Raw genomic sequence first — 26,526 nt, 5'->3', positions numbered from 1 at the left:
AAACAAGTCGATATGGTTAAAAAGCGTTCTTTTTGCTGCACTTTTTGCAGGTTCTTTCTAAATATGTGGTCTAATCACGGAAATACATGCACTTTTTGCATCTTCTTAAAACAAAATGGCCTGATCTCGGCAAAATGACAAAAGGATAAACCATCCCCTATCGGGAAAGGCTCATCCTCTTGCAACACGTCTTAAGCTTCAGTTATAGGCAGGGCTTTATACGCTTAGGTCAGCCTACAACAGCTGACTCGCCCTTCTGCAGCTGATACATCTTCGCATATCGGCCACCCAGCGCCATCAGCGTCTCATGGTTGCCACGCTCGGCAATCTCGCCGCGGTGCAGCACGAGAATTTGATCAGCGTCGCGAATCGTCGACAGCCTATGCGCGATGACCAAAGTCGTGCGACCTTCGCTTACCACTTTCAACGCTCGCTGGATCAGCCCCTCCGTCTCACTGTCGATGCTGGCTGTCGCTTCATCCAAGATGAGAATCGACGGGTCGAAGGCCAACGCACGCGCGAATGAAATGAGCTGTCTTTGGCCGGAAGAGAGGGTGCTTCCCCTCTCCACAACCTGCTCATCATAGCCGTTAGGCAGCTGCTCGATGAAGGAGGCCGCGCCTACATCACTTAGCGCATTTTTCACGCGCTCAAGCGAAATCTCCTTATTATAGAGGCTCACATTGAATTTGATATCTCCGGCAAACAAGAACGGATCCTGCAAAACAATGCCCATATGCTTGCGCAGCGCTTGCTTGGACATCCCCCGGATGTCGCGTCCATCAATCGTAATGCTGCCTTCATCCGGTTCATAGAAACCTAGCAGCAGGTTCATGATGGAGCTTTTGCCTGAGCCTGTATGTCCGACCAAGGCTACGGTTTCCCCTTTGCGAGCTTCGAACGAAATATGCTTCAGCACGTTTTCCCCTGCTTTATAGGCAAAGGTTACGTTCTCGAACTTCACGACGCCTTCCGGGCGGCTGACCTTATCGGTCTTCTCTACCTCTTGACCTTCCATGTCTAGGATAGTGAACACCTTATCCGCGGAAACAAAGGCTCTTTGCGCATTCGTCAATTGATCGAAAATCCCGATAATCGGTTGAAAGATCCGCCCCAAATAATCGATGAAAGCATAAAACACCCCGAAAGAAATCACAGCTGTCAACGATTCCCGGCCAAAATACCAAATGACCATAGCCGTCACTAAACTACCGATGGTCCCCACAATATTACGAGAGGATAAGGAAAAAATGCGGAACTGCTTAAGTTGATTCACATAGCGATCCTTGTTCAGTACTTCGAATTCCTCAAGCGTCACTTTCTCCCGGCGAAAAGCTTGAATAATTGGCATTACTACGATCGATTCATTAATCATCGCGTTCATATCACTCAGCCGTGCACGCATAATGGTGATGAAGATTTTCGAATATTTTAAGTGAACGACCATAATTAAAGCAAAGATAGGCGGCAGCACCAAGCAAAACAGAGCGAGATGCCAATCTAGAATGAATAAAGCTATGAAGATGCCCGTTAGCTGCATCATGCTTACGACAAACGTCGCCATGAAGCTCATGAATAAGTCGCGGACCGCCTCGGTATCGTTCGCAATTCGAGATACAACCTGCCCGATCGGCGTGTTATCGAAATAGCGCAGCGAAATGCGCTGAATGTGCTGCATTAAGTCCATGCGCATGTTTTTGATAATTTGCAAAGCCGTAGATTGGAGCAAATAGGCTTGCAAGAAATTACAAACGCTTGCTATAAGGAGCAGTCCCATATATAAGCCTAACAGCTTAAGTACAGGTGCCATCGAACGAGTGTCTGTAGACAAATGCTGATCGATAATGGTTTTGGTTATATAAGGTCCGCCCAGCTCGGCGCCTACTGCGCAGCAAAGAATGAGCAGCGCGCCGATAATCCTGAACTTATAGACGAGCGCATACGAAATCAGCCTTCTCGCCGTGGACGGTTTCTGCATCTTGTCGTCCTCCCTTCTTATTTTTGTCATTCTTCCAAACTCGCTTCCATTTGTTGACGCTCCCACTGCTCTCGGTACCAGCCGCCGAACAACATCAGCTCTTCGTGGGTACCTTCTTCGACGATTCGCCCCTCATCTAGGACGAGGATCCAATTCGCATGGCTCACAGCCGAGAGTCGGTGCGTGCTGATCAATGTCGTTCTGCCCGCACGTTCCTTACGGATATGCTGGAGGATGCGGCTTTCCGTACGCGCATCGACAGCGGATAACGAGTCATCCAGCAGCAGGATTTCCGAGTCGATCAGAAGCGCTCTAGCAATTGCCAAACGCTGCTTCTGTCCACCGGACAGCATGACGCCATTTTCGCCGACAATTGTCGCTAAGCCTTCTGGCATTTGCTCGATATCCTGGGTAAAAGAGGCCATCTCAACAGCCCGTGCAATCTCTTCCGGCGAAGCGTTGTGCTTACCCAGCGCGACATTGTCGCGAATAGATTTTGACAGCAGCAGGTGCTCCTGCGGAACGTAGGCCACCCAACGCTTCACTTGATCCAAGGCGATTCTCTCAATCGGCACACCCGCGAACAGCAGCTTACCTGGTTCAATCGGGAATTGCCGCAGCAGCTGCTTCAGCAGCGTGCTTTTGCCGCTACCCGTCCGACCTACAATCCCTAGCGTCTGCCCTCTTTCTAGTTGAAAAGAAACGTTAACGAGACTTGGATGGTTTGCTGTCGGATAGGTAAAGGTTAACTCCTTCATCTCGATACGCTCCGGCACACTCACCGAAATCGGTGCATCGGCATCCACAATATCCGCTTTTTGCATCAGCGCTGTATCCAGACGGTCAGCCGAGGCACTACCGCGCTGCAGAACATTAATAAACTCGCCGAAAGAAATCATCGGCCAGATCAGCATACCTAGGTAAATATTAAATGAAATCAGCTGACCCAGCGTGATCTCATTATGAAAGACCATATAGGAGCCATATCCAATGCCTATCGAATAACTTAGACCCACAATTAACGATGTAAGTGGCTGAAAAAGCGCATTCAACATGGATACGCGTCTATTCTTATTCATCACTTCCGACGTAACTTTATCGAAGGCGACTAGGTCATGATCTTCCTGAACATAAGAACGAATCACACGAATACCGGAGATGGACTCAAGTGCATGATCATTCATTTGGCCAAAAGAGGCCTGTGCAGCAAGGAACCGAACTCTCACTTTTTGACCCAGCTTACTAATCACGAAGGCTAGAAAAGGCAGAGGAATCAGCGCCGCAATCATTAATTTGAAGCTAATGAGGGAGATCATCGTAATAATAACGACGGATGCCCCAACCAACGTGTGAACGAGTGTCATAACGCCGTAACCAGCAGTCTGGCCAATAGCGAGCACGTCATTAGTGGCTAATGCCATTAACTGACCCGTGCTGTTTCGTTGGAAGAAAGCCGGTGTCATTTTCGTCAGATGAGCCAGCAAACGCCCTCTGAGCACTTTCTCAACGAGTGCCGAATTGCCGAATAGGGTCGTGATCCAAACATAAGTAATTACATATAGTAGGAGAGACAAGCTTACAAGCAGAAGGACCGTCTGACTTAGGCTAGATGCCGTTAAACTGCCGCTGCCAATCTGATCGATTGTATTCCCTATCATTTTAGGCGGAATTGTCGCCAATAAATTCACACAGATCATCAAGCTGATAGCAAGCACGTAGTATTTCCATCTTTCTTTGAAAAACCACCGCAATTTCATTACAAAAGACAAGATTTCCACCCCTTTCCATTTTAGTGTGCACATATTGATTCTATAGATTACCCGTGATCAAGTCTACGCCAAAATAAATTTAAATAAAACTTCCCGTCGTTTAGGGTCGATTTCAAATTCAGCCAATCCTCAGCATTTACTCAGAAATCATTCAGCGGAATATCAGCTGGTTTTCAGGGTTCCTTCATTCCATTTTCAGGAAGGAAATCTATACTTCAATTTGTAGAGACCAGAAGGAAAAACTGGAAAATTCAAATCGGAAGGATGGCGTATTTTATGAAAAAACATTTCGTGGTATTAATGGGGGTAGCTGTATTAGCCACCTCGACTAGCGGCCTTGTATTACCGGTACATTCAGCGTACGCGAGTGATGCTCTTACGCCTGACAGTCAGACTCAAGAGGCAGCAACTTCAGACGAGGCTGCATCAATAACTGTAGATTATCCTACCTTGGTATTAAACAGGTGGCTGAGCAAACTAGACCAGTATACCGCCGTAGCAGCAGATATAGATAGTAGTGATGTACTTAACGCAATTGCAAATAATCAAAGCCTAGCAGCCGCTTCCGGGCTGGGACAATCAGATTTAGTTGCAAAGCTCACCGATTTCTTCTTACAAGATCTTGCTTATCAGGTTAAAACAGGCGAACTTACACAGAAAGAATCAACACAACTTCAACAGCTTGCCACTTCTCGAATTAATGATCTCGTTTCCGGTAGTTGGAAAAAAACGGCTCTTACGACGTCCATACATAACAATGGCTCTGAAATTATTCATAATCGCCTGCAAAACATCATCTCGGATACAGCAAGTATTGCAACAGACATTAACTCCTCTGGGCTAAGAGCTGCCCTTCGCAATGGTCAGAGCTTAGCCGAAGCTACTGGGATTGACGCTGGTACATTGACAGATTCCTTGACAGCCATGCTAAATAGTGACTTGCAGGCGGCTGTAACAACCGGCGGGCTCCAAGCCGACCTTCTCGATAAAGCCGAGCAAACCGGAGCTGCGGCTGTGGCACAGATTGTCAGGGAGAAAGGATACGATATAGCAACAACGAGCTGGATGGAGAAATACGGGCAATCTGTTCTCTCCGATAAGATGGATTGGACCATTCAAGCAACAGCTATCTTCGCAAGTAAAGATTATAGCGACGTGGTTGACGCTCTGAGCGCTGGACAAAGTTTGGTTTCGGCGTCGGGTCTGGCCTATGACGACTTACTCTCCCAATTAACGAGCAACATAAACCAAGGGTTCGAAACCGAATGGCAAGCCGGTAATATCTCTGCTAAATTGGCGAGCCAGCTCGAGCAAAGTGCTGCCAAACAACTAGGCGATGCTATCACACAAAATGGATACGGACAAAGCATTGTCGGCAGCAGCAACAAAGGAATCGCTGCTGAAAGTATACGCTCCATCATCAGCGATAGCGCCGGGTACATCGGTTCTCCTGTAGGTGACCTGGAAGCCGCGTTAGGTTCAGGAAAAACGCTGGTAGAGGCAACAAACCTCGCAGACGACGAGCTTCTTGGGGTTCTGCAATCTAGAGTTGATAATTATTTGAGCCGAGCAGTTCAAAATGGCTGGTTGAATGCCAGTGATAAAGATGCAACGAAACAAGATGCTTATGCATTGCTGAATGATGCCATCGGTACACGAGGCTACAAGGTCCCGGTTGATGCGAAAAGCTACTTGGCAGAACGCTTGGACCGTATTATGAATGATGTCGCTACCGTTTCGAATATCGAGGTTGCTGATTTGACGAAGCGTGTAGCACAAGGTCAGAGTTTGGCACAAGCAGCACAAACAGATTCCGATTCCTTGCTCTATAAATTGTTAGCTCAAGCGAACGAGAATATGAATGCCTTCGTGACTGCTGGAAGTGTCAGCGAAGATGACGCTGCCGCATTCAAAACCGATTATGCATCAGGTGTCAGTCAACTGCTGAGCATTAACGATTAATTCCACTTGCAAGAATAGGTGTGAATGGACATGTGATTCTCAGATAATAAAATTAGCATCGTTGCACGTGGTAATAATAAAGGCAAATCTACGAACCCTTCCACTGTTGGAGGGTTTTCTTGCTCATTTGTAAAGTATCTACACTGTCCAAATGGTCTGATTTTTGATACAATAACTGAAAATTCAATCGTAAGGGGACTCATATGGAATACATTAGCACTCGCGGAAAAGTAGAACCCATCGGCTTCATTGATGCCATCTTGATGGGATTGGCAGACGACGGCGGTTTACTTGTTCCTAAGCATATCCCACAATTATCGGCAGACACGTTACAGAAGTGGCAACAGCTCTCCTACTCGGAGTTGGCTCTTGAAATCTTCTCGCTATATGTGAATAACGAAATCCCTCGCAATGAGCTGAAGCAGCTCGTTGACGATAGCTATGCAACCTTTCGGGATGACGCTGTGACACCGGTCAAACGTCTGAACGACGGCACGTACGTGCTGGAATTGTTCCACGGACCTACTTTTGCTTTCAAAGACATCGCTCTTCAATTCTTGGGCAATCTCTACTCGTACGTATCTCGCAAAACGAATTCGATTATCCATATTCTTGGAGCCACTTCAGGGGATACAGGAGCTTCAGCGATTGAAGGTGTACGAGGTAAAGAAGGCATCCGAATCTGTATCCTTCACCCACACGGGAAGGTCAGCAAGGTTCAAGAATTGCAGATGACCACCGTTGATGACGCGAATGTGCTGAATCTTTCCGTTGAAGGCACTTTCGACGACTGCCAGCGTATTATTAAGGAATTGTTCGCCGACGTCGAGTTCAAGCACCGCTACCATTTGCGCGCGATTAACTCAATCAACATTGCCCGCATTTTGGCACAAACGGTATATTACTTTTATGCTTACTTCCAATTAGCGAAAAATAATCAGGCTGAGAAGGTCAATTTCAGTGTGCCGACTGGTAACTTCGGCGATATCTTTGCTGGTTACTTGGCACAGAAAATGGGTCTTCCCATCCATAAACTCATTCTCGCAACGAACGAAAACAATATTCTTGAACGTTTCGTACAGGACGGTGTTTACCAACCAGGAGCGTTCCGTGGAACACACAGTCCTTCCATGGACATTCAAGTGGCTAGCAACTTCGAGCGCTACTTGTTCTACCTCTATGGCGAAGACGCGCAAGCTGTCTCGGCCATCATGGATCAGTTCAAGGCTGAAGGCCGTGTTGTTATCCCTGCTGATAAGCTGCAAGCCGTGCAAGCTGACTTCGCTGCCTATGGCGTTCAGAATGAAGAGTGCCTCGACACAATCAGCGAGTACTATGAGAAATACGCGTATCTGCTCGATCCGCACACAGCTTGCGGGGTAGCTGCTGCTGACAAACTCGCTGTAGATGGTGAAGTGACGGTTGCCCTTTCGACCGCTCATCCAGCTAAATTCGATGAGTCGATCCGTTTGCGCAGCATTGAGCAGACTTATCCACAGCAAATTCAAGCGCTATTCGATAAGCCGCAGTTCCAGACGGTCGTTGGTGGTACGAACGACGAGATCAAGGATCAACTCGTTAAGTTTTTCTAATGATGCGAAGAAGCCCCGAAGACGATTGTCTTCGAGGCTTTTTTATTTATACTTGTTTATCCCCGTTACTTAAACTGTTTAGGAAATTGTTTTATGATCCCATCCGAAAGAAGATCAGCTAGCATAATAATATGCTCCTCGCCCTGATCGAACGCAGCAATATCCGCATCCCAGTCCTTTTTGAGCCTAGCTGACACGTTGTTTGTGAGCAATTGCAAGTGCCCATATAACATATCTTGTAGAGTTTTCATGGGCCAATTCGGATTCGCTTTACTGAGAAATGCGGCGGTATCATCAGCATTCCGATACCATTCCTTATTATACTTCTCGAAATCAGGCGCATTGCCGCTTTTGGCTGCAGCTACAACTTTGCCCGCTATGACGATATGCTCTGTCAACAGGTCTCCTAACTTATTACCGGCTGCTTCCCCATAATAAGGTTTTATCGCATTTCCGATATCCTTCTGATTCTTAAGTAGTCTAGCCAGCACTTTCTCTTGATCTTCTAGACCAGCTAGGGCGCTTACGAGGTAGCTTCTCGTCCATAGCATATGCTCGAGCCATAGCTTTCTTAAGTCACCTTTCAGCTTTACCATCGATTGGCTGTAGCATTGCATTTTTACGACGGCGTGTTCGTCCACTACCTTAGCCTCTGCTCTGAGCGGAACAACACTTAAGGCAATGGACATTTATAGCAGCGTTACCTTTACAAACTTGCCTTTCATCAACATCACTCCTTTTGGCATAAATCGGTGTACATTCCGTTTATTGTGTGCTTGTGGACTATTTTCATTCATGAAACTCATTCACGTTCTCAAACAAGAAAGGAAGACCACAACGCAGTAAAAATCAGTCCTCCGACCGATACCCATCCTCCCCCTGAGTAGGAAGACACTTATCCCTTGTCATGATATTCTTAAAGTAATTAAGAATGGATAATAACATTTAGGAGTGAGCATGTTGAATATGAATCGCAGCGCCTTTCTTGGCCCTATATTAATTATCTTAGGGATTTTTATGTTTCTAAAAGGTGATAGTACGTTCAATACCGGTACCATCTTTGAGTATTTCTGGCCAACTTTGTTCGTCATACCCGTGGGCGTATTTTTCCACTGGTTATACTTCTTCATCCTGCAGCGGCGGGGTGTTGGCGTGCTTGTCCCAGGAGGGATCGTTTTAACGACTGGCGTCATCTGCCAAATCTCCATGCTGTTCGATATCTGGCACCTTATGTGGCCTGGATTTATGCTGGCTGTTGCTGTCGGTTTATTCGAACTGTATTGGTTCGGAGGACGAAATAAATGGTTACTCATCCCGATTAACATTCTAACCGTCATGTCCCTTTTGTTCTTCGCCATTTTCTCTATAGGCTCGATTTTCAGCCAATTTTTCCACAACCAACCGATAATCGCCATCGTTCTCATCATAGCAGGCGGCTTCATGATGTTTACGCGTAATCGGAAAACAATGTAATCCTTTCAAGAATACGGATTACACCCTCCTTTTGACGAGAGGGTTTGTTAGTTAATGCGGTAAGTTTAGACGCAAACTTTTATCATCACAAAAGTCGCTTATTCCAGAAATGTTTGGTCAAAGGTATTCTTAAAGTTGTATAATGTACAACTTTACGTAGGCTAAAACAGCTTCATCCCCGCGAATGTTGTAGAAAATACAACAATACTTTAGAGAATTAGCTCAATTCAATGAAATTAGGCTAAATTGTTGTACGACCTACAACATTTACAGCTTATTGAGAAGAAACCAACGGAATTGTTGTACTTTGTACAACTTTTGCGGGGAATAGACCGAAGACAAGAACAAGAACAAAGAAAAAAGTCAAACACAAAGTCAAGGTCAAAGACAGATAGAGACTAAGGGCAGGCCCCCCTCCCTCTCCTCCTCCAACCAGAACCCAGACCCAAAAAACCAACTCACCAAATGAAAAATCACTTACCAACCATCTCAATCTGCAAAACCCACAATTAAAGAAGCTAAATCAGGGGACAAGCTCTGCTTACCCAAGAAACAAAATTCTTACCTATTTAAGACGAAAAGGAGCCTCATGATTTCTCATGGGCTCCTTTATTTATACCTTTACAACGAATTGATAGGAGCCCGACTGACTGCCATCAGCATTGCTTTTAATATCCATCAGCAGTGCTTTGTTGTAGATGCCATCCTTCGCATTACCCGCTTCATTCGGGAAAAAAAGTTGACTCGTCAGCACCTGACCATTCGGCGCCTGCACCTTCACATGGATATGGCGTGTTCGCCCTGGGTACAAGCCCGGTACAACCGTTTCTAATGTAAACTTGCCTTTATCATCCGTATATTGATGCCCCCGAAGGGTGAAGCCTTTGTTATCATATTGACCGTCGGCATCTGCTTGCCAGAAGTCTAATAACGCATGCGCAACCGGTTTACACGACGTGGATACAACGTAGCCTACAAGCGTAAGCTTCGTCCCTTTCATCCCTTGCTCTAGCAGGGAGCTTTTCTCCGGCGAGTTAGGTGTAAAATACGGACCTTCCGTGACTGCTGGCGTCATCTCCTCTGGTGAACCACACGCAGGTGTTGGCTCCAGATTTGCAGCTTTCGGTGATTCGCTCGCTGTTTCCTTTGCTTGATTACCTTCAGGCTGCGTCGTTGCTCCTCCGCCCAAATTGATTCCACAGGCTGCTAACGCCGCACTGGTGACCATTAAAACACTGGATACCAAGAACCGACGACGCGTTATTTTCTTATTTATAGATTTCAGCTCATTTTGCTTTTCTTCCATTGTCGTCCCCCCCATTTCAAAACTCTTGTACGAATATAATAGCATGGAACTGGGGGAATTCCCTGAAATTCAGCCTAAGATTGGCTTAAAGTTTACTGAAAACAGGTACAGGATAGACGAAAAAATGCAGCTCCTTAGCTATTTTGAAACAAAAGGGTTCCCTTCAACCCAGAATCGCCACGGGTATTCTCTGGCTTCTCCACTATTGTCGATGCCGATTCTTGGTCCAGCAGCAACGGATTCTACTGGTTTTCCTTCCGCAATGTAGAGAGGACGCTCAAAAAAAGGTCTTCCATAATCCTCTTTTACAATGCCCATTGCTTTTGTTAGTTTGCCGGGACCGTTGGTGAGCTCCTTTAGTTTTTTATCATGGCCGCGGCGATCATACATGTGATCAATTCCAGTACAGGGCTCCACAGCTCGAATTAAGACAGCCTCTGGATGGCCTAGCTCCCCGCTTACTATGTTCACTAGACAATGGGTATGCATCACATAGGTATAGACATAGCCCGGAGGGCCGAACATCACTTCCGTTCTCGGTGTCCTGCGATTGCCAAAGCTATGAGCGGCGCGGTCCCCGGGACCTATGTAGGCTTCTGTTTCAACAATCCAGCCTGAAGATATGCCTAATTCGGTTTCTTTCACAAGCAATTTACCGAGCAGCGACCGAGCCAAGAACAGTGTGGGCTGCTCAAAAAATGCAGCAGTAACAGGTTGGGAAGACAGAACATCTACCTCCATTTAAGTCATTTCCTTGATCCTCTGAGCAACAAGCTTAATATCCTCGGTGAAATATTTCATGAGGACGGGTCTTCGGCGTACAGCGAGTGGATGATAAGAGAAAGCAGCAGGTAACCCTTGGAACGTGTGCCACCTACCCCTGTAACTTTTTACATCGGCTTCAACATCCGGAAACATAGACTCCATAACAACATTCCCTAGTCCAAACAACAAACTGGGTTTCTTCTCTTCAAGCTGAAGCTTTAAATGGGAAGAGCATGCCTCTCTGGCTACGGGCTTGTTATAGGCTCGAATCGGACGGCACTTCAATAAATAACTTACATAAACCAAGCCCAAATCCAGCCCCGCTTCCCTTATCCCCATCTGTAAAGTTTCCCTTGTACTGCATATGAAAGCTTGTCCCTCCTTGTCTTCACGGGCACCCGGGTTATCCATAATAATGAAAATCGGAGCTTCGGGATTACCTTCCCCCCAAATCACGCGGTGGCGCTGCTTGGAGAGCTCACATTGCTGGCATCCGATGGCATGAGAAGGTGCAATTTCCTCCTGTAGAATAACGGCTTTGAAATCTAACATGCTTACATCTCCTATCCCAGTTGGTTCTAAAAACATTTTTCCCTATATGCCGGAGCCGCTATTCTTAACGAAAAAAGAACCCGATCAGCATCTGATGGGTTCTCGCCTTGTCTATTAGCCTACAACCAAACTATCCTGACCCAGGTTATCCCCTGTGGATTGTTTGATCTGTTTACTTCTTAATTGTCCACAAGCGGCATCAATATCCGTTCCATGCTCAAGGCGAACACTGCAGCTAATGCCCTGCTTTTTCAACGTATCATAGAAAGCCCGCACGGATTCCCGCTCGCTCCGTTGATATTGACTATGCTCATCTACTGGATTGTAAGGAATCAAGTTCACGTTGGCAAGGTGGCGAATATGCTGGATGAGCTCTGCTAATTGCAGCGCATGCTCTCTCCCGTCGTTAACATCCTTCAGCAAAATGTACTCCAATGTAATTCTCCGGTTCGTTTTGGCCAAATAGTACTCGATCGCCTGCATTAATTTCTCTATCGGAATCGCTTTGTTTATTTTCATGATCCGGGTACGAAGCTCGTTCGTCGGGGCATGCAGAGAAATCGCAAGATTTACCTTCAAATCTGAGTCCGCGAATTCGATAATTTTATTAGCAAGACCACTAGTTGATACTGTAATATGTCTAGCGGCAATGTCTAGGCCTTTTTGGTCTTTCACAACGCGGATAAAATCAACCATATTTTCGAAATTATCAAATGGCTCGCCAATGCCCATCACAACAATGTGGCTGACTCGTTCGTCTTTGGCCGCTTTGTCCAAATGAAACTGAACCTTCATAATTTGTTCCACGACTTCTGCGCTGGATAGATCACGACTTTTGGCCAAAAGCCCGCTCGCACAGAAGCTGCACCCAATGTTACAGCCGACCTGCGTCGTTACACACACGGACAACCCGAATTTATGTCTCATCAACACGGTCTCGATCAAATTACCATCCTGCAGCTTGAAAAGGAACTTCATCGTACCGTCCGCTGATTCTTGCCTCGTATGTTCAGTCAACGTCTGAATGACGAAATGCTCTTCCAGACTCTGAATACAATCCTGCTTCACATCCGTCATCTCTGAAAAGTCGGTTACCCGCTTCCGATATAGCCAATCCCAGACTTGTAATGCCCGCGATTTTTTGTGTCCATTTTGCTCAAGCCATGCAATCAATTGATCCAACGTTAATCCATAGATGGATTGTTTATTCATCGTTATCCTCTTTTCAAGACTTTCACATACAGTCCTATTCTACTAAGCAGCCGAAGCGTACCATCTGTTTATTATTGTGCCAAAAATCCTTCATGAACACAAGGGGAGTGAGAAGTCATACCCGTTCCTTTATCTACCTCTTATTTTACCATCCTTTTTTCGAATAATACGCTATTCTACTAATCTATTAATCCATTCAGTTTCCACCACTTTTACATAGAATAGGATAAAAGGAAGTGAGAAGAATGGCATCCAAAACAGAGAAGTTCCCTATTTATTTTAAAACCCAAGCGGTCCTACTTAAAAAACGTCGTGTGCGTCCTACTCAAATTCCTATTATTAGAGCAACCTGGTCTATCGAAGCTAATGGATTTAGAGGCCTGCTAAACACTACTGTCGGCAGTAATGGTTTTGTGACAGGAACGGTATTTTGGAATCCTATCCGAGGGTGGTACGATGTACCTTCTGGTAAAATTACTTTTCTAAGATTTGTGACGGGTGGCAGCATCGCAGGAATCAACAATCAGCTCTATGAGGGCTATATTCAAAGGTCAACAATCAACCGCGGGATCACTTTAACCGGTTCATTTATTACAGTTGGTGACGGTACATCTGCTCAGCTGAATAAATTTAGCTGGGTAGCAAGAGCTATCATCTTAATATAAGAATTAACTAAAATATAAGGCACCTCCAAAAAGCTAAAGCTGGGGGTGTCTTTCCATGAATACATCCTTTCACATACACAAATAATGTAACTAGTACGTGAAGGAGGCCAAAAAATGAACAATCAACGCGCTCAAGAGATTGCTGTTTCACCTGTCATGGTTGATGTTACTTATAATGGGACGCCGATCTACATCCAACATGTTGACGACAAGAATGAAACCGCCAGAATTTATCCCTTGGATCAACCGGAAAATGAGCAAAGTGTCCCTTTGAGCAGTCTAGTCGAGAGCTCTCAAATGTTGGAGATGGAAGATATTAAAATGATATGCCCATTGCCGAACGATTGAAAAGAAATAAGAAGAAAAGAAAGAGGATACCTTCGCGGTATCCTCTTGACTAATGATATTGGGTACAGATCTATGAAAATTTAATTATACCTATCGAATGCAAGAATACACAAACGATAAGAACAGGAGCTACTACGCGCAGTAAAAACATCCAGGCTTTATACCAAAACCCTTTCAAACCTGCTTCTTCTCCAGCCTTTTTCCACGCGTATCCCGTAAACAAGGTAACGACTAACCCACCGAATGGCATCAGAACATAGGAAGTAATGAAGTCCATCCAATCAAAAATGCTTTTACCTCCAGGATTGAAATCCCCTAGCACACCTCCAACAGAAAGCCCTGAAGGAACACCTACTAAGAAGCAAAGGATGGATAAGATAACCGCTGATTTTTTGCGGCTCCACTGCCATTTATGCATGGCATAAGCGACTGGTACTTCTAAAATGGAAATCGCTGAAGTCAACGCCGCAATGGCTAGGAGCAAGAAGAATAGACCACCAAAGAAGAAGCCAAATGGCATTTGCGAGAACGCTGCAGGCAGCGCCATGAACGCCAAGCCTACGCCTTCGCCAGGCTGAAGCCCGTAAGAAAACACTGTTGGGAAAATGACTAGTCCCGCGATGAAAGCATATACCAAATCACCGAAACCAATGGCGAGAGTTGCTGTGCCAAGTGATTGTCTTTTTTCCACATAGGACCCATAGGTTAACATACAGCCCATCCCTAGCGATAAGGAAAAGAACGCATGTCCCAAAGCAACTAGCGCAGACTCCGCGTCCAGCTTGGAGAAGTCAGGTTTTAAGAAGAAGGATACCCCTTCTCCCGCTCCTGGGAGCGTAAGCGAACGGACCATAAGAACCAGTAGGATGATGAGAAATCCGGGAATCAAAACTTTGTTGAATTTCTCGATACCACCAGAAACCCCTTTAGCAAGAACCCCGCCCGTAACCACCATAACAACAGCCTGCCAGAAGATAGGCCAGTAGCCCGAAGCGAATGATAGGAACTTGTCTTTATAGTCGGAGCCCTCTTGGAACAAGATGCCAGTAAATGACTCTACTGTATAATGGAGTGTCCATCCCGCGACTACCGCGTAATAGGACATGATCATGAAAGCGGTAAGAATCGATAATAACCCGAATGCTCCCCAGTATTTTTTGCCCGTCAGATTAAAGAAAGATACCGATGCGTTACCTCTACCGCCGCGGCCAATCGTCATTTCTGCAAGTAAAATAGGTAAGCCTACAATAATTAAACATATGATGAATAATAGGAAAAAGGCGGCACCGCCATGTTTACCCGTAATGTAGGGAAACTTCCACATGTTGCCCAGCCCTACCGAGCTGCCGATCGCAGCCAAAATAAAACCTGTAGACGTAAAACGCTCAACCGTTCCTGTTTTTTTGCCTGCTGCTTGTCCTGATGTCTGATCGTTGCTCATGATGAATGATGAACTCCTAACGTTATTTTGATGCCATAATATTACTGGAGAATCCGTCTCTCGTCACCTTGTAAAATTTCACAAGTTCCCAACAGCAGAAATACGTAGTGAAAATCTCTATTCTTGTTCCTTATTCTCTGTTGTTAGGCGACATTTATGTAATGGAAACTAACCTTAGAAAGCAGGGATATTTGTGAAGAAGATACTAGGTATTGCTAGCACAGTCTCGGTAATTGTCTGTCTAATATTAGGGACAATAATTATTTTCGGCAATCCGGATAATCCAACTCATAAGTTTCTATTACCCAAAGAATATTCGGGGTGGATAGAAGTTGTATTTGATCAACCTGAATTTCCTGCGTTGAAACATGAAGGGAATTACATTGTTTATGAAGTCCCGCCCTCTGGAAAAATAAAGACCTCAAGTAGAAACATTAGTGGCTCTATGGTTTTTTATTATGTTGATTATAATGGACAAAAAACAAAACTTCCTGAGACTGTGATAATGATACATGGTTTAGGAACTAGTTCTGGGGAAATAGGGAACGCTGATGGCACAACAACTAAAATACCAGAAAAACTCCGTTTTTTTGTTGGGACAAAAGAGCAATGGGAGTAAAAACCACTTATCGCAGATTTCCCATACTAACGAATCGACTTTCCTCTATCTAGAAGTCTGGCGAGACTTTCCCTTGCAATCGACATAAAAACAAAAAATGAGAAGGCAAGATTAACCTTGCCATCTCATTTTTTGTTTTCTGAGTCCCTAAGTGAATTTATTTATTTTTGAGACAGACCCGTTTATTCCAAATTAGCGTGTCGACCAAACATGGTCGTGGAGTCGTAACCTTTTTTCTCCATTAACCGAAGGATGACAGCGTCAAAGAATAGCAAGAGAGTTTGCTCAAATAGCGAGCCCATTGGTTGTATGGTGGAGTAATTGCTAGACGACTTATCTTTAGGCGAGCCAGGAAGCTTAACGACGATATCCGCAAGCTGTCCGATCTTTGATTCTGGGAATATCGTTACTAGCGCGACAGAAGCCTGCAAGGTTTTGGCCTTCTCTGCCATCGATAAGAGACTCTTGGTTTCCCCAGAACCTGATCCGATGATCAGCATGTCTTTTTCCGTGACATTTGGCGTGATCGACTCACCCACAACGTAAGCATCAATGCCCATATGCATCAGCCTCATTGCGAAAGCTTTGGCCATCAAGCCGGATCTACCGGCCCCAGCTACAAAAACCTTGCTTGACTCCATGATCCGCTCTACAAAACGATCCGCTTGATCGTCATTCAGCTGGTTGGCACCCTGCTGCAGCTCATGAAGGATTTCAGCTAAATACAGATTCGTTTCCATGCGAATTAAGATCCTTGTTTGATCAATTTCTGCATTTCTGCGGCTGCAGCTTGCTGGTCTTCTTGTCCAGTAATACCTCCGCCGACAATAACAAGATCAGGATTCGCTTTGATAACTTCCGGAAGTGTACTTAATTTAATGCCTCCCGCAATCGCTGTTTTGGCCTGCTTCACAACACGCTTGATCGTCAGAAGATCTTCAAATGAATTCTTTCCGACTGCTTGTAGATCATAACCTGTGTGCACACAGATATAATCAACGCCGAGTGCGTCGATCTCTTGAGCACGCTGCTCAAGATTTTTCACAGAGATCATATCAACCAGAATTTGTTTGCCTTGTTTTCTAGCTTCTTCTACAGCACCTTTGATCGTCATGTCTTCGGAGGCACCTAATACGGTAACGATGTCTGCTCCTGCTTCGGATGCTTTCATAACTTCGTAGCCAGCGGCGTCCATAATTTTCAAGTCAGCCAATACTCTGAGGTTAGGAAAAGCTGCTTTGATTTCTTTGACCGCGCGAAGTCCTTCATTAATGACAACCGGTGTGCCAATTTCAACGATATCTATATATGCTTCCACTTCTTTCACCAATTTCTTGGCTTGCGGAATGTCGACAAGATCTAACGCTAATTGAAGTTCCATGGATGACTCGCTCCTCATATAATTTTGTTTTGTATTGTTCATGGGTCCAATTGTACGATGATACTTTTCGAAAAGGAAGTACGCACTATTCAGTGACGTAGTACCCATTTGGAAACTATGAATGACAAAAAAGACCGTCAACACGAAGTTAAAGGTCCCTACAACTTGAATTTTTTTGTAACATTTGAGCTTCAGTTAATTCGTTCTTGGTGGTTATGCCCCCAATCAGCCATTACATTGAGCACTTCCTCCATGGTTAGGCCATATTGCGTTAAAGAATATTCGACTTTCGGAGGTACTTGAACGAATACTTCCCGATGGATAATGCCGTCATCCTCTAATTCGCGTAGTTGTTGGGTTAACATTTTTTGCGTAATGTCAGGCATCCCTCTTTTTAACTCGCCAAAGCGTTTGACGCCGTCCATCAGATGACAAAGAATGACCAGCTTCCATTTGCCGCCAATGACTTTCAAGGTCATTTCTACCGAGTTCTTAAATCGTTGATCGCCCATGGTAACGACTCCTTTAGTATACTTTTTGATACTATAGTACTTAAAAGTAGGTACTTGCTTTTAGTTGCAATACCATTAATAATAAATGGCGTGACTATCAGTTGCAATAGGAACCCTTGTTAGGGTTGTCTTCATAAATAGCTAAAAGGAGAGATGACTATGACTCAGAAATTATTTGCTTCCTATGATCTGAAAGGTTTACACATAAATAATCGCATTGTTATGGCGCCAATGTGTCAATATTCGGTTACAGCTAAAGACGGAAAGCCAAATGAATGGCACTATGTTCACTATCTTAGCCGCGCTATTGGCGGTACAGGCCTCATTATTATGGAAATGACGGATGTTGATCCCGATGGGCGCATTACCGATTTCGACTTAGGCATATGGTCAGACGAGCAGATTCCGGCCTTCGCCAAAATTATTGACGGTGTACACGCGCATAACACAAAAATCGGGATTCAGATCGCTCATGCGGGACGCAAAGCAGAAGACGCGGCAGTCCCAGTTGCCCCATCTGCGATACAGTTTCCGGGATCAGCTTACAAAATGCCTCGCGCCCTTGCAACCGAAGAGGTTCAAGACGTGGTTAAAAAATTCGGTGATGCAGCCCGCCGCGCTGTACAAGCTGGTGTGGATACGATCGAGCTTCATGGAGCACACGGCTATTTGATCCATCAGTTCCAATCGCCTCTAACGAATAAAAGAGACGATGTTTACGGTCAAGACCTTGCCCGCTTTGGTGTAGAAGTCATTCAAGCCGTAAAGAAAGAAATGCCTGCTGACATGCCGCTCATCTTCCGCATCTCCGCAGTGGAGTATGTCGATGGCGGATATGATATTGATCATGCTATCGAGCTGTCCAAAGCCTACCAAGCTGCAGGAGTAGATGCTTTTCATGTGAGTTCTGGCGGAGAAGGACCTGCTGGAGAGAGAAAACCAGGCAATTACCCGGGCTATCAGGTTCCGTTCGCACGTAAAATCCGCGAGGCGCTGAATGTACCCGTTATTGCTGTAGGTATGCTCGAAGATCCAGCGCTTGCTGAATCCGTTATCGGCAGCGAAGATGCTGACTTCGTAGCGATTGCCCGTGGCATGCTGCGTGATCCGTACTGGGCAACACATGCTGCCATTACGCTTCGCAATGAACCAAATAATATTCCAAAACAATATATTCGAGCTTACTAATATGAAAAAAAGGAGCCACCCTTAGATAATTAAGGGCGGCTTCTTTTAATAAAATGTCCAATCGCTCGACAAAAAAACGCACCTCTTTACATATTTTTTAAAAGAAATGTCTTGATTATAAGCTTTGAAAACTAAATAATATGAAAAAGATCTTATTGATCGGCACGACTTGATTACGATTGGAGCTTTAGTACACACAAGAGAAAGGTTGACACTGACATCATGGAGTTATCACACCGTATTACCAAGGAGCAAGCAACCAAAGAACCGTTCCCTATCTCTATACTTTCCCTTACAGTAGGCGCTTTTGCCATTGGAATGACTGAATTTGTTATCATGGGTCTGCTGCCTAATGTCGCTAATGATTTGCATGTCAGCATCTCATCCGCAGGACAACTCATTACGATGTATGCCCTCGGGGTAGCTATCGGTGCGCCAATCCTGACGGTTCTCACCCACCGAATCCCGCAAAAGAAACTGTTATGTCTGCTTATGCTTTTATTCATTCTCGGTAACGGAATCTCTGTTTTCGCGCCAAGCTATGCCATTTTGATGGGAGCCCGTATGATAACCGCATTGACACACGGGACATTCTTTGGAGTTGGGGCTGTTATCGCCTCCAATCTTGTACGTCCGGACAAGCGTGCCGGGGCCGTATCCATCATGATGGCTGGCCTAACCATTGCCAATATTATCGGTGTTCCTCTGGGGACATTCATCGGTCAACACATGGGGTGGCGATCCTCATTTGGCGCGATAGCGATCATGGGAATCATTGCATTAATCGGCATTCTTATCTTTATACCGCAAATTCGGCATGACAAACCAGCGAGTATCGTTAAGCAGATTAGCGCTCTCGCCAAGCCCAAGCTTCTTCTATATCTGCTGATCGGAGCACTAGGTAACGCCGGCCTATTCGCCGTATTTACTTATATTACGCCACTGCTAGTGCAAGTCAGCGGTTTTGCTGAACATAGCGTAACTTGGATCCTCGTTCTCTTCGGCTGTGGAGTAACCATCGGCAATATCGTCGGCGGAAAGCTTGCAGACTGGAAGCTGATGCCCTCCATACTGGGACTTTACCTTTCGATATGTGTCATTCTTACCCTCTTCACCTTTACCATTTATAGTCCGGTCGCTGCCGTCTTGACTATATTTCTGTGGGGAGCTGCTTCCTTCGCTGTGTTTCCTGGGCTGCAAGTACGTATTATGAGCCTTGCACAGGCGGCACCAGCACTTGCCTCTACCTCCAGTCATTCAGCTGGTAATCTAGGAAATGCCGCCGGTGCTTTCATTGGGGGATGGGTCATTACACATCTAGCAATCACAGCCCTCCCTTGGGTCGGTGCCATACTCGTAGGACTGGCGCTGATCTTAGGATTTGCTTGCTATATAGTAGAACGCAAACCCGCATAATCAACGCTAGTGATTCCCATAATTATAATTGTTTTGTGGGATGTTGGTATTGAGGCGCTGCATGGGGATGACTTGTCGTGTTGGCATACGAGGGATAGGCCTGCCGCTTATGCATTTCTGACACACATTCGTCCGTAGGTCCAATCACAATGGTTTGATTATCTAGAGGTTTAAGAGTTTTCCTCAATAGTTCAGGATTAGTTTTTAATCGGTTTTTATTGACATCAAAAAAGTATTGAACATCTGGTTGCGTATAATCTATATCAGGTGTCGCCAATTCGGAACAACTCCATTTCGCACGTAATTACATATCTGCATGATATGCGTTGGATGTTAATTCGTGACAGATGACTAGTTTTGGCAGAAGGGATCGTAAAAAAGAACCTCGAGCTCCTTTTTGTGGAGTTGAGGTTCTTTCTTTTTACGCATATGTGCGACCGTTCCTATTACCACCCATCTAAAAGGAACAAGGATGCGCTATTTCACTGAGATCTGCATAAATTTGGGTTCAAGCGGAACGACGATGCGTTATTTGACCATTTTTGCGTCTGCAACGTGTTTTTTAAACAAATAAGGTATCCTCGTTCCGTGATATGCCTGTTTAGCTCTCATTTGCTCAAAATAACGAATCGTCGTTCCTTTTCATGATAACAGGGGTTCGATAACCGCCATTATCGCGCTATAACGAGCAACTCAAGATTCACGTGTGTTAGAAAAAGTTCTATATGGGAGGCCTTCTTCTTCTTTGCTTTTATTCGCAGTAGATGCTTTTTTCGAAGACCACAAGGCTTCGATCTCTTCCAGCGATTTCCCCTTTGTCTCTGGTACTAGACGCCAAGTGAAAAAGAAAGTAAGTACGGACATGAAACCGAATATCCAGAATGTCACCGCTGGCCCTGCAGAACCAAGCATCGGAGGAAAGGTCTGTGATACGATATAATCCGCTGTCCATAGCGCCATAGAAGCTATCGCCGTAGCTTTTCCACGAATACGGTTCGGGAAAATTTCGGACATAATCACCCACACGACTGGCCCAAGCGATACAGCAAAGGAAGCCACATACAATAAAATAAAGATTAGCACCAATGGCCCGGAAGGTTGTCCCGTTTGAAAGGCGGCACCTATTACAACTAGGCACACTGTCATTGAGGCAGATCCAACAAGTAGAAGGACCTTACGTCCCACCTTATCGATGAGCCATATAGCAAGAATAGTGAAAAGGAAATTAATCAAACCGACCAAAATGGTCTGAATCAGCGAAGCATTCGTGCCAGCACCCGTTTCTTTAAAAATTTCTGGGGCATAGTACATAATCGCGTTAATTCCCGTAACTTGCTGGAGAACTGCCAGTCCCACTCCTACGATTAAAGCAAGCCGCAAAGCTGGGCTGAACAGTTGGCGGATCGATCCGCTTTCCTGACTGAACGATTCCTTGATATCCAGTACTTCCTGTCTGGCCAGTTCGTCGCCGTGAATCTTAAGTAAAATCGGAAGAGACTCTGCTGCTCTCCCCTGCTTGATCAACCATCTCGGACTTTCAGGCACAAAGAAAAGCAGTACTAAGAACAGCAAGCCCGGAAGAACCCCGAAGCCAAACATCCATCGCCAAGCAGTTGAAATATCCCATGCGTCGTCCCCATACCCCGCAATGCCCATGTTGATGAAATATACGAGGAAGATACCGGTCACCGTCGCGAACTGATTCAGAGCTACAAGACGGCCGCGATACTTGGCAGGCGCTATTTCCGCGTTATAAAGAGGACATAGCGTAGAGGTAATACCAATCCCAAGTCCGCCAATAATTCGGGCAATAATATAGCCGGTGAACGTATCTGGAATGGCGGAACCGATGGACCCGATAATGAATAGGATCGCAGCCATAATCAGCACTTTTTTCCGACCGAACCTATCCCCCAGCATACCGGATCCTGCTGCTCCAACGATACACCCGATGATTAAGCTGGAGACCGCCCAACCCACTTCCACCTCACTTAGGTCGAAACGTTCTTTCATAAAACCGATTGCACCCGACACAACAGCTGTATCAAATCCAAATAGTAAACCGCCCAAAGCGGCAACCATCGAAACTAGCGTGACAAACTTCATGCTTACTTGTTGGTCTTGATTGTTTTTATGTGAGCTCATAAGCGATTATCCCTTCTGACTTATTCGCACTTATATGCGAGTCTTTTATCATGAACAACTCGTAAATCCGTCTAATGCGAGACTCATTATACCATGCGTTTTGTTCAAGCTAGGGGCCAATTCCCTTCACTTATTTGTTGTTTACAAGCATAATCTTGATGCCTGCAATTAACCGTCAGATATAGAGCGGCAGACTAGCACATTCTTGTTCGGTAACAACAAAAAAGTCCATGCATCTCTGCATGAACCTTAGTCTTTATTACAGTTGGTTGCGGTACTCAGTAGGAGTTACCCCTGTTACCTTTTTAAATACCCGGCTAAAGTAATTAGGATCTTTATAACCCACCATATAACAGACTTCCTTTAAGCTGAATTGCCTGTCCTTTATGAATTCCTTGGCCCTTTCAATCCGCAGCCTTGTCACATAATCAATGAAGGTTTCTCCCGTTTGCTGCTTGAATACTTTGCTAAAGTAATAAGGGTTCAAGTGGACATGCTCCGCCACGTCTTCAAGGGAAAGCTCCTCGCGGAATTTATCTTGAATAAACGTGATCGCGTTGTCTAGGACACTCCATGTTCGCTGTTCACGTTCCTCGCGGATTCGTTTGATGGCCAATTCTACGTAAGTACGTTCAGAAGTATTGTCTGAAATAAACTTATCAGCTATTTCCCGCTCTCCTTCCAGGGAAAGCATTTTCAAATCCTCAAAAGAGCAAAGGTTACCCCATGTTTTAGGATACGTGGATGCGAAGACGGCTTCAAAATACGATCTCCTTATCCCCTCAATATCCATTTGAACGGACCCGGTGCCTACATTAGCGTCTATACTACGCTGTTGGTGAAGTATCTCCACTAGCTTAGCGCCTAGGATGTCAGCCTCTTCCCGTAATACCTCATCCTTGATTTCTGCCTTCTCCAGAAGAAAGATGACCATGTGCAAATGGACCATAGAACTGACCACACAACCGGCCCTATTCTTGATAAATCCTTTGGCGAAGTTTTTTGCCGTTTCGTAAAGCTTTTTCTTTTCGATGCCTAATTCCTGCTCGGAGGTATGCCCGAATTCCGGCAAGGCGAGCACAAGCGCACAACCTTTATCTATGGAAATGTCGAGGATATCAGCTAGATACCCCACCTCGGTGTCATTTACTTGATCTGACATAAAGACCAGAGCCATTTCCGTTTCCGCCAACGGGAGCAGCTGGAAGTACTTATCGCGTATTGCGAACTCCTCGTCGCGCTTTCTTTGGTCCTGTTCAATCTCAGCTACCATCCGCTGGAGGAGTGCGACGATTTGTTCGCGTTTAGCCGGTTTGATCAGATACTCTTTTACCCCCAAGGAAAGGGCTTCTTTGGCGTATTCAAAATGTTCATAGGCTGTAACCAGAACCATCTTGATCTGCGGACTATGAGCCTTGATTTCCTTTAACGCTTCAAGGCCTTGAATGCCCGGCATTCGAATATCCATCAGCACGATATGCGGCCGAAATTCATCTGCCTTTTGAATAGCTACGCGACCATTCTCTGCATGAATAATTTCAAAGGTATTCGGCATCATTCGGGTCACAATCCATTCAATGCCTTCTCTTTCTAAAGCTTCATCATCTGCGATCAGTAGGCGATACATCTCCATCCCCCTTTCCTGCAGCAGGAAGCCGGATGAGGACAGTCGTCCCCCGGCCCGGTTCACTGTGAATATCTACAAGATTCTTCCTATCATAGAATAATTCGAGTCTTTTAAAGACATTACGCGTCCCTAATCCCGTGGATTGTCCCTTTTCTTGGCCAAGCAGCGGTTCCGATTCGAAGTGAAGCAGAGACTCACGGACTTCCTCGCTCATGCCGATCCCATTATCTGAAATGGCAACCCTTACTTCACCAGTCCCGCAAGCAATGATCAGCTTAATCTCAGCCCCTTCTTCCATTCCCTCAATACCGTGGACAAAGACATTCTCAAGGATCGGTTGAAGGGTTAGCATGGGAACGTAAACGTCCAGTCCGCTCTCGTCAATTTCTGTTATGAACTGAATCCGGTCACGAAAGCGAGCCTGTTGGATGGTAAAGTACTCTTTGGCATGCTCGACCTCATCCCTGAGCGTCACCGGACGATCCAATTTCCGAAGATTATACCGAAGAAGATTCGACATGGATACCGTAAGATCGCTAGTTTTTTCAGCACCCTCAAGCAGAGCAAGCTTGGATATGACATTCAAGGAATTAAAGAGAAAGTGCGGGTTGATCTGATTTTGTAAAACTTCCAGCTCCAATTCTTTGACCAGCTTGTCCTTTTCCAAGCTTTCTTTCTCTTTCATAATAAGTTCCTTCAAATTGTCTTGCATGCGCCCAAATGCTTTAGATAACATACCAAACTCATTATGCTCACTGATCTGCGGTGGGGGAGCTTGCAAATTCCCGTCTGAAATTTGTTGAGCCGTTAAGGCCAACTGCTTGATCGGTCGGGTAATACCTAGGGAAATCCAATAAGCAAACAAGACACTTATCAGCGTATTCAAGATAAAGATAGCGACTCCCCAATGATTCATAACTTCCGTTTGGATAAGAATTTGTCTGTAGAAGGGCTGATAATAACTGAGTTCCAAGTCAATAAGATGATGTCCTTCTGCTTGGATGAACGCTGCTGTCTGCTCTGCCTCTTCGTAGAAAGCCGCATAAGCCAAAGAACCTTGGTTATTTAAAGCCTCTATGACACCCGCTTCTTGCCCTATAAACGTATCGATCATGTTTCGATAGCTGCGGACTGTAAGATCAGTAGTTGGAATAATCGTCTCCTGTGCAGACAAGCTTTCCCGCAGAAGATTGAGCTCATCCCTCTGACTTATATATGCCTTGCGGCTGTTCTCTGTTCGATCCATTAAGTAAACATTCAGAGCACGAAGGTTCCCCTGCGTTTGTCCGGCAATTTGCTTGTACAATAGTACCCGATCCAGCATCACATTATAGCTTTGCTGCACCGTTCTTCCGCTTTCAAAGATGAAATAAGCAACTGCGTTATTCAAAATGAAAAGCGCCGGTATGACAATAAAAAGCATTCTACGTATATTCATGGGCTGCCCACACTAGCTTTCAAGTGATTTCTATCCAGAATCTCCGTAGTAGTGAAGTGCTGAACAGGAATGGAGCCCCCTTTGAGAATTTCCGCTAGCAAATAAACCGATTTGAATCCAATCTCTTTAGGCTGCTGAACGATGGAAGCTAGGATTGCTCCTTGGGCGATACCCTGTTTGGTTTCCTCCAGGTCATCAAATCCGTACACGCTTACATCTGCTCGATTCGCTGCCTTCAGTCCTTCCACGATACCGACAGCATCTAAAGAGCTAAATCCGACCATCGTCTGGATACTTGCGTATTGGTTTAACATAGCTTCTGTCTGCTTAGCGGCTTGAATTCGTGAAATATTCGATGAGCGGACAGCTACGATTTCAAAACCTGGCGTATTTCGAATAATTGAACGGAATCCCTCTAGACGCAGCTGTTGATTATCCGCCAGTTCGCTTCCGATCATGACACCGACACGGCCTTTCCCGCCAGCCTCTTTCACCACAAGCTCTCCCATGCGTTTGCCTGCTTCCCAATTATCTGTTCCCACGTAGGCAAGTCGCCGGCTCTCCGGCTCATCTGCATCTACTGTAAGCAATGGAATACCTTGATCTATTGCCTTGCTGATCAGTTGATCGTAGTGCTGCTCCTTTATCCCTTGCACGATAATGGCATCCGGCTTGGCAGCAATCGATTTCTCTAGGAGATTCATTTGTTCTGAAGGATTTATGCGAATCGGCCCCATGTAATCAATCTTCATACCCAGCTGCGCCGCGGCTTCTTTTGCTCCCAACTCCACCGTTCTCCAGAATGGATTGTCGATCTCTTGAGCAATAAGCACGACGTGCTTGATACGTTTATCCTCTACCCTGCTTTGTTCCATTTGCCCGACCAAGTAATCGATCTTAAGCGAGGAAGATAAAAACTGAAATAAAAAATAACAGAAAACAAGAAATATGCCTATCAGCCCCACCGTCCACTTTTTCTTTGACATGGAGCACCCCCGAAGTTTAGTAAAAAATATAGATTTATTATACAGAGCCTGCAGATAAAACGGAAATCACGTTTAGTATTCGATGATGAATAATTTTCCTATACATGGCAAAAGGTACTATTGACAATTTAAGGAAGGATGAATGGAGACA

General features: G+C 45.3%; 23 protein-coding genes and 1 pseudogene. 8 read left to right on the top strand and 16 right to left on the bottom strand.

The genetic code is table 11. The annotated features are described in order from the left end of the window. Positions 1-229: 229 nt before the first annotated feature. Together QFZ80_RS34400 and QFZ80_RS34395 are read right to left on the bottom strand one after the other, a co-directional pair. Positions 230-1,978 carry an ABC transporter ATP-binding protein gene (locus QFZ80_RS34400; protein ID WP_307563192.1) on the bottom strand — a complete coding sequence of 583 codons (1,749 nt, stop codon included), beginning with the start codon at positions 1,976-1,978 and terminating at the stop codon, positions 230-232. 26 nt (positions 1,979-2,004) lie between these two features. Next, complete coding sequence (locus QFZ80_RS34395; RefSeq protein ID WP_307555839.1) at positions 2,005-3,750, bottom strand: ABC transporter ATP-binding protein; 1,746 nt, start codon at positions 3,748-3,750, stop codon at positions 2,005-2,007. Between the two features lie 273 nt (positions 3,751-4,023). On the opposite strand from QFZ80_RS34395, the gene QFZ80_RS34390 reads away from it, so the two are divergent. Both QFZ80_RS34390 and thrC read left to right on the top strand, forming a co-directional pair. After that, positions 4,024-5,709 carry a hypothetical protein gene (locus tag QFZ80_RS34390; RefSeq protein ID WP_307550869.1) on the top strand — a complete coding sequence of 562 codons (1,686 nt, stop codon included), beginning with the start codon at positions 4,024-4,026 and terminating at the stop codon, positions 5,707-5,709. 203 nt (positions 5,710-5,912) lie between these two features. Next, positions 5,913-7,301, top strand: a complete 1,389-nt coding sequence (thrC, locus tag QFZ80_RS34385) for a threonine synthase (protein WP_307563190.1) — start codon at positions 5,913-5,915, stop codon at positions 7,299-7,301. Positions 7,302-7,366: 65 nt separating this feature from the next. Here thrC and QFZ80_RS34380 read toward each other — a convergent pair whose 3' ends face one another. Next, on the bottom strand, positions 7,367-7,990 hold the full coding sequence (locus QFZ80_RS34380) for a glycosyltransferase (RefSeq protein WP_307563188.1): 624 nt from the start codon (positions 7,988-7,990) through the stop codon (positions 7,367-7,369). Positions 7,991-8,267: 277 nt separating this feature from the next. On the opposite strand from QFZ80_RS34380, the gene QFZ80_RS34375 reads away from it, so the two are divergent. Continuing rightward, on the top strand, positions 8,268-8,774 hold the full coding sequence (locus QFZ80_RS34375; protein WP_307564306.1) for a hypothetical protein: 507 nt from the start codon (positions 8,268-8,270) through the stop codon (positions 8,772-8,774). Between the two features lie 613 nt (positions 8,775-9,387). On the opposite strand, the gene QFZ80_RS34370 is transcribed toward QFZ80_RS34375, so the two are convergent. The 4 genes from QFZ80_RS34370 to rlmN form a co-directional block, all read right to left on the bottom strand. Beyond that, complete coding sequence (locus QFZ80_RS34370; RefSeq protein ID WP_307550875.1) at positions 9,388-10,080, bottom strand: dioxygenase family protein; 693 nt, start codon at positions 10,078-10,080, stop codon at positions 9,388-9,390. Between the two features lie 138 nt (positions 10,081-10,218). After that, entirely contained in the window at positions 10,219-10,821 is a 603-nt protein-coding gene (locus QFZ80_RS34365) for a DNA-3-methyladenine glycosylase (RefSeq protein ID WP_307550876.1), read from the bottom strand. Then, positions 10,822-11,397: a uracil-DNA glycosylase gene (locus tag QFZ80_RS34360; RefSeq protein WP_307563186.1), complete on the bottom strand. Its 576-nt coding sequence runs from the start codon at positions 11,395-11,397 to the stop codon at positions 10,822-10,824. Positions 11,398-11,511: 114 nt separating this feature from the next. Continuing rightward, positions 11,512-12,609, bottom strand: a complete 1,098-nt coding sequence (rlmN, locus tag QFZ80_RS34355) for a dual-specificity RNA methyltransferase RlmN (RefSeq protein WP_307550880.1) — start codon at positions 12,607-12,609, stop codon at positions 11,512-11,514. 245 nt (positions 12,610-12,854) lie between these two features. On the opposite strand from rlmN, the gene QFZ80_RS34350 reads away from it, so the two are divergent. Next, positions 12,855-13,274: a hypothetical protein gene (locus QFZ80_RS34350; RefSeq protein ID WP_307563184.1), complete on the top strand. Its 420-nt coding sequence runs from the start codon at positions 12,855-12,857 to the stop codon at positions 13,272-13,274. 114 nt (positions 13,275-13,388) lie between these two features. Next, a pseudogene (locus tag QFZ80_RS34345) lies at positions 13,389-13,562 on the top strand (small acid-soluble spore protein H); the annotation flags it as partial. A 130-nt stretch (positions 13,563-13,692) separates the two neighbouring features. On the opposite strand, the gene QFZ80_RS34340 reads toward QFZ80_RS34345, so the two are convergent. Then, entirely contained in the window at positions 13,693-15,063 is a 1,371-nt protein-coding gene (locus QFZ80_RS34340) for a sodium-dependent transporter (protein ID WP_307550883.1), read from the bottom strand. Between the two features lie 193 nt (positions 15,064-15,256). Here QFZ80_RS34340 and QFZ80_RS34335 point away from each other — a divergent pair, with 193 nt between their 5' ends. Beyond that, positions 15,257-15,682: a DUF6843 domain-containing protein gene (locus QFZ80_RS34335; protein ID WP_307563182.1), complete on the top strand. Its 426-nt coding sequence runs from the start codon at positions 15,257-15,259 to the stop codon at positions 15,680-15,682. Positions 15,683-15,864: 182 nt separating this feature from the next. On the opposite strand, the gene hxlB is transcribed toward QFZ80_RS34335, so the two are convergent. From hxlB to QFZ80_RS34320, 3 genes are all read right to left on the bottom strand, one after another. Then, positions 15,865-16,422, bottom strand: coding sequence for a 6-phospho-3-hexuloisomerase (gene hxlB, locus QFZ80_RS34330; RefSeq protein WP_307550887.1), 558 nt, complete (start codon positions 16,420-16,422; stop codon positions 15,865-15,867). 5 nt (positions 16,423-16,427) lie between these two features. Beyond that, positions 16,428-17,063 (bottom strand): 3-hexulose-6-phosphate synthase, encoded by a 636-nt coding sequence (gene hxlA, locus QFZ80_RS34325; protein ID WP_307550888.1) that lies wholly within the window; start codon positions 17,061-17,063, stop codon positions 16,428-16,430. Between the two features lie 191 nt (positions 17,064-17,254). Further along, positions 17,255-17,575: a winged helix-turn-helix transcriptional regulator gene (locus QFZ80_RS34320; RefSeq protein ID WP_307550889.1), complete on the bottom strand. Its 321-nt coding sequence runs from the start codon at positions 17,573-17,575 to the stop codon at positions 17,255-17,257. A 159-nt stretch (positions 17,576-17,734) separates the two neighbouring features. Between QFZ80_RS34320 and QFZ80_RS34315 the strand changes: the two genes are divergently transcribed. Together QFZ80_RS34315 and QFZ80_RS34310 are read left to right on the top strand one after the other, a co-directional pair. After that, positions 17,735-18,763, top strand: a complete 1,029-nt coding sequence (locus QFZ80_RS34315) for an NADH:flavin oxidoreductase/NADH oxidase (protein ID WP_307563180.1) — start codon at positions 17,735-17,737, stop codon at positions 18,761-18,763. Positions 18,764-18,985: 222 nt separating this feature from the next. Next, positions 18,986-20,179, top strand: coding sequence for an MFS transporter (locus tag QFZ80_RS34310; protein ID WP_307563178.1), 1,194 nt, complete (start codon positions 18,986-18,988; stop codon positions 20,177-20,179). Positions 20,180-20,201: 22 nt separating this feature from the next. Here the strand turns inward: QFZ80_RS34310 and QFZ80_RS34305 are convergent, their stop codons facing one another. The 5 genes from QFZ80_RS34305 to QFZ80_RS34285 all read right to left on the bottom strand — a co-directional run bounded on the left by QFZ80_RS34305 (position 20,202) and on the right by QFZ80_RS34285 (position 26,375). Continuing rightward, a complete protein-coding gene (locus QFZ80_RS34305; protein ID WP_307550893.1) occupies positions 20,202-20,456 on the bottom strand; it encodes a hypothetical protein in 255 nt (84 codons plus the stop codon). A gap of 416 nt (positions 20,457-20,872) precedes the next feature. Next, entirely contained in the window at positions 20,873-22,324 is a 1,452-nt protein-coding gene (locus tag QFZ80_RS34300; RefSeq protein ID WP_307563176.1) for a sugar porter family MFS transporter, read from the bottom strand. A 259-nt stretch (positions 22,325-22,583) separates the two neighbouring features. Beyond that, a complete protein-coding gene (locus tag QFZ80_RS34295; protein ID WP_307563174.1) occupies positions 22,584-23,951 on the bottom strand; it encodes a response regulator transcription factor in 1,368 nt (455 codons plus the stop codon). After that, positions 23,926-25,389, bottom strand: coding sequence for a sensor histidine kinase (locus QFZ80_RS34290; RefSeq protein ID WP_307563172.1), 1,464 nt, complete (start codon positions 25,387-25,389; stop codon positions 23,926-23,928). Before QFZ80_RS34290 ends, QFZ80_RS34295 begins: the two co-directional genes overlap by 26 nt. After that, complete coding sequence (locus tag QFZ80_RS34285) at positions 25,386-26,375, bottom strand: sugar-binding protein (protein WP_307563170.1); 990 nt, start codon at positions 26,373-26,375, stop codon at positions 25,386-25,388. The genes QFZ80_RS34290 and QFZ80_RS34285 overlap by 4 nt, the downstream gene beginning before the upstream one ends. Between the last annotated feature and the right edge of the window lie 151 nt (positions 26,376-26,526).

Origin of the sequence: Paenibacillus sp. V4I7, from assembly GCF_030817275.1 — a bacterium.
Classification (GTDB): Bacteria; Bacillota; Bacilli; order Paenibacillales; family NBRC-103111; genus Paenibacillus_E.
The sequence above is the reverse complement of the archived record's forward strand: the minus strand, read 5'-3'. Positions and strand labels throughout refer to the sequence as shown.

Coding starts and splice junctions, on each gene's coding strand:
- QFZ80_RS34290 (WP_307563172.1), bottom strand. CDS start 25,389: ATGAATATACGTAGAATGCTTTTTATTGTCATACCGGCGCTTTTCATT.
- QFZ80_RS34285 (WP_307563170.1), bottom strand. CDS start 26,375: ATGTCAAAGAAAAAGTGGACGGTGGGGCTGATAGGCATATTTCTTGTT.
- thrC (WP_307563190.1), top strand. CDS start 5,913: ATGGAATACATTAGCACTCGCGGAAAAGTAGAACCCATCGGCTTCATT.
- QFZ80_RS34295 (WP_307563174.1), bottom strand. CDS start 23,951: ATGTATCGCCTACTGATCGCAGATGATGAAGCTTTAGAAAGAGAAGGC.
- QFZ80_RS34400 (WP_307563192.1), bottom strand. CDS start 1,978: ATGCAGAAACCGTCCACGGCGAGAAGGCTGATTTCGTATGCGCTCGTC.
- QFZ80_RS34365 (WP_307550876.1), bottom strand. CDS start 10,821: ATGGAGGTAGATGTTCTGTCTTCCCAACCTGTTACTGCTGCATTTTTT.
- QFZ80_RS34340 (WP_307550883.1), bottom strand. CDS start 15,063: ATGAGCAACGATCAGACATCAGGACAAGCAGCAGGCAAAAAAACAGGA.
- hxlA (WP_307550888.1), bottom strand. CDS start 17,063: ATGGAACTTCAATTAGCGTTAGATCTTGTCGACATTCCGCAAGCCAAG.
- QFZ80_RS34315 (WP_307563180.1), top strand. CDS start 17,735: ATGACTCAGAAATTATTTGCTTCCTATGATCTGAAAGGTTTACACATA.
- QFZ80_RS34360 (WP_307563186.1), bottom strand. CDS start 11,397: ATGTTAGATTTCAAAGCCGTTATTCTACAGGAGGAAATTGCACCTTCT.
- QFZ80_RS34320 (WP_307550889.1), bottom strand. CDS start 17,575: ATGGGCGATCAACGATTTAAGAACTCGGTAGAAATGACCTTGAAAGTC.
- QFZ80_RS34300 (WP_307563176.1), bottom strand. CDS start 22,324: ATGAGCTCACATAAAAACAATCAAGACCAACAAGTAAGCATGAAGTTT.
- QFZ80_RS34310 (WP_307563178.1), top strand. CDS start 18,986: ATGGAGTTATCACACCGTATTACCAAGGAGCAAGCAACCAAAGAACCG.
- QFZ80_RS34370 (WP_307550875.1), bottom strand. CDS start 10,080: ATGGAAGAAAAGCAAAATGAGCTGAAATCTATAAATAAGAAAATAACG.
- QFZ80_RS34375 (WP_307564306.1), top strand. CDS start 8,268: ATGAATCGCAGCGCCTTTCTTGGCCCTATATTAATTATCTTAGGGATT.
- QFZ80_RS34380 (WP_307563188.1), bottom strand. CDS start 7,990: ATGTCCATTGCCTTAAGTGTTGTTCCGCTCAGAGCAGAGGCTAAGGTA.
- hxlB (WP_307550887.1), bottom strand. CDS start 16,422: ATGGAAACGAATCTGTATTTAGCTGAAATCCTTCATGAGCTGCAGCAG.
- QFZ80_RS34350 (WP_307563184.1), top strand. CDS start 12,855: ATGGCATCCAAAACAGAGAAGTTCCCTATTTATTTTAAAACCCAAGCG.
- QFZ80_RS34390 (WP_307550869.1), top strand. CDS start 4,024: ATGAAAAAACATTTCGTGGTATTAATGGGGGTAGCTGTATTAGCCACC.
- rlmN (WP_307550880.1), bottom strand. CDS start 12,609: ATGAATAAACAATCCATCTATGGATTAACGTTGGATCAATTGATTGCA.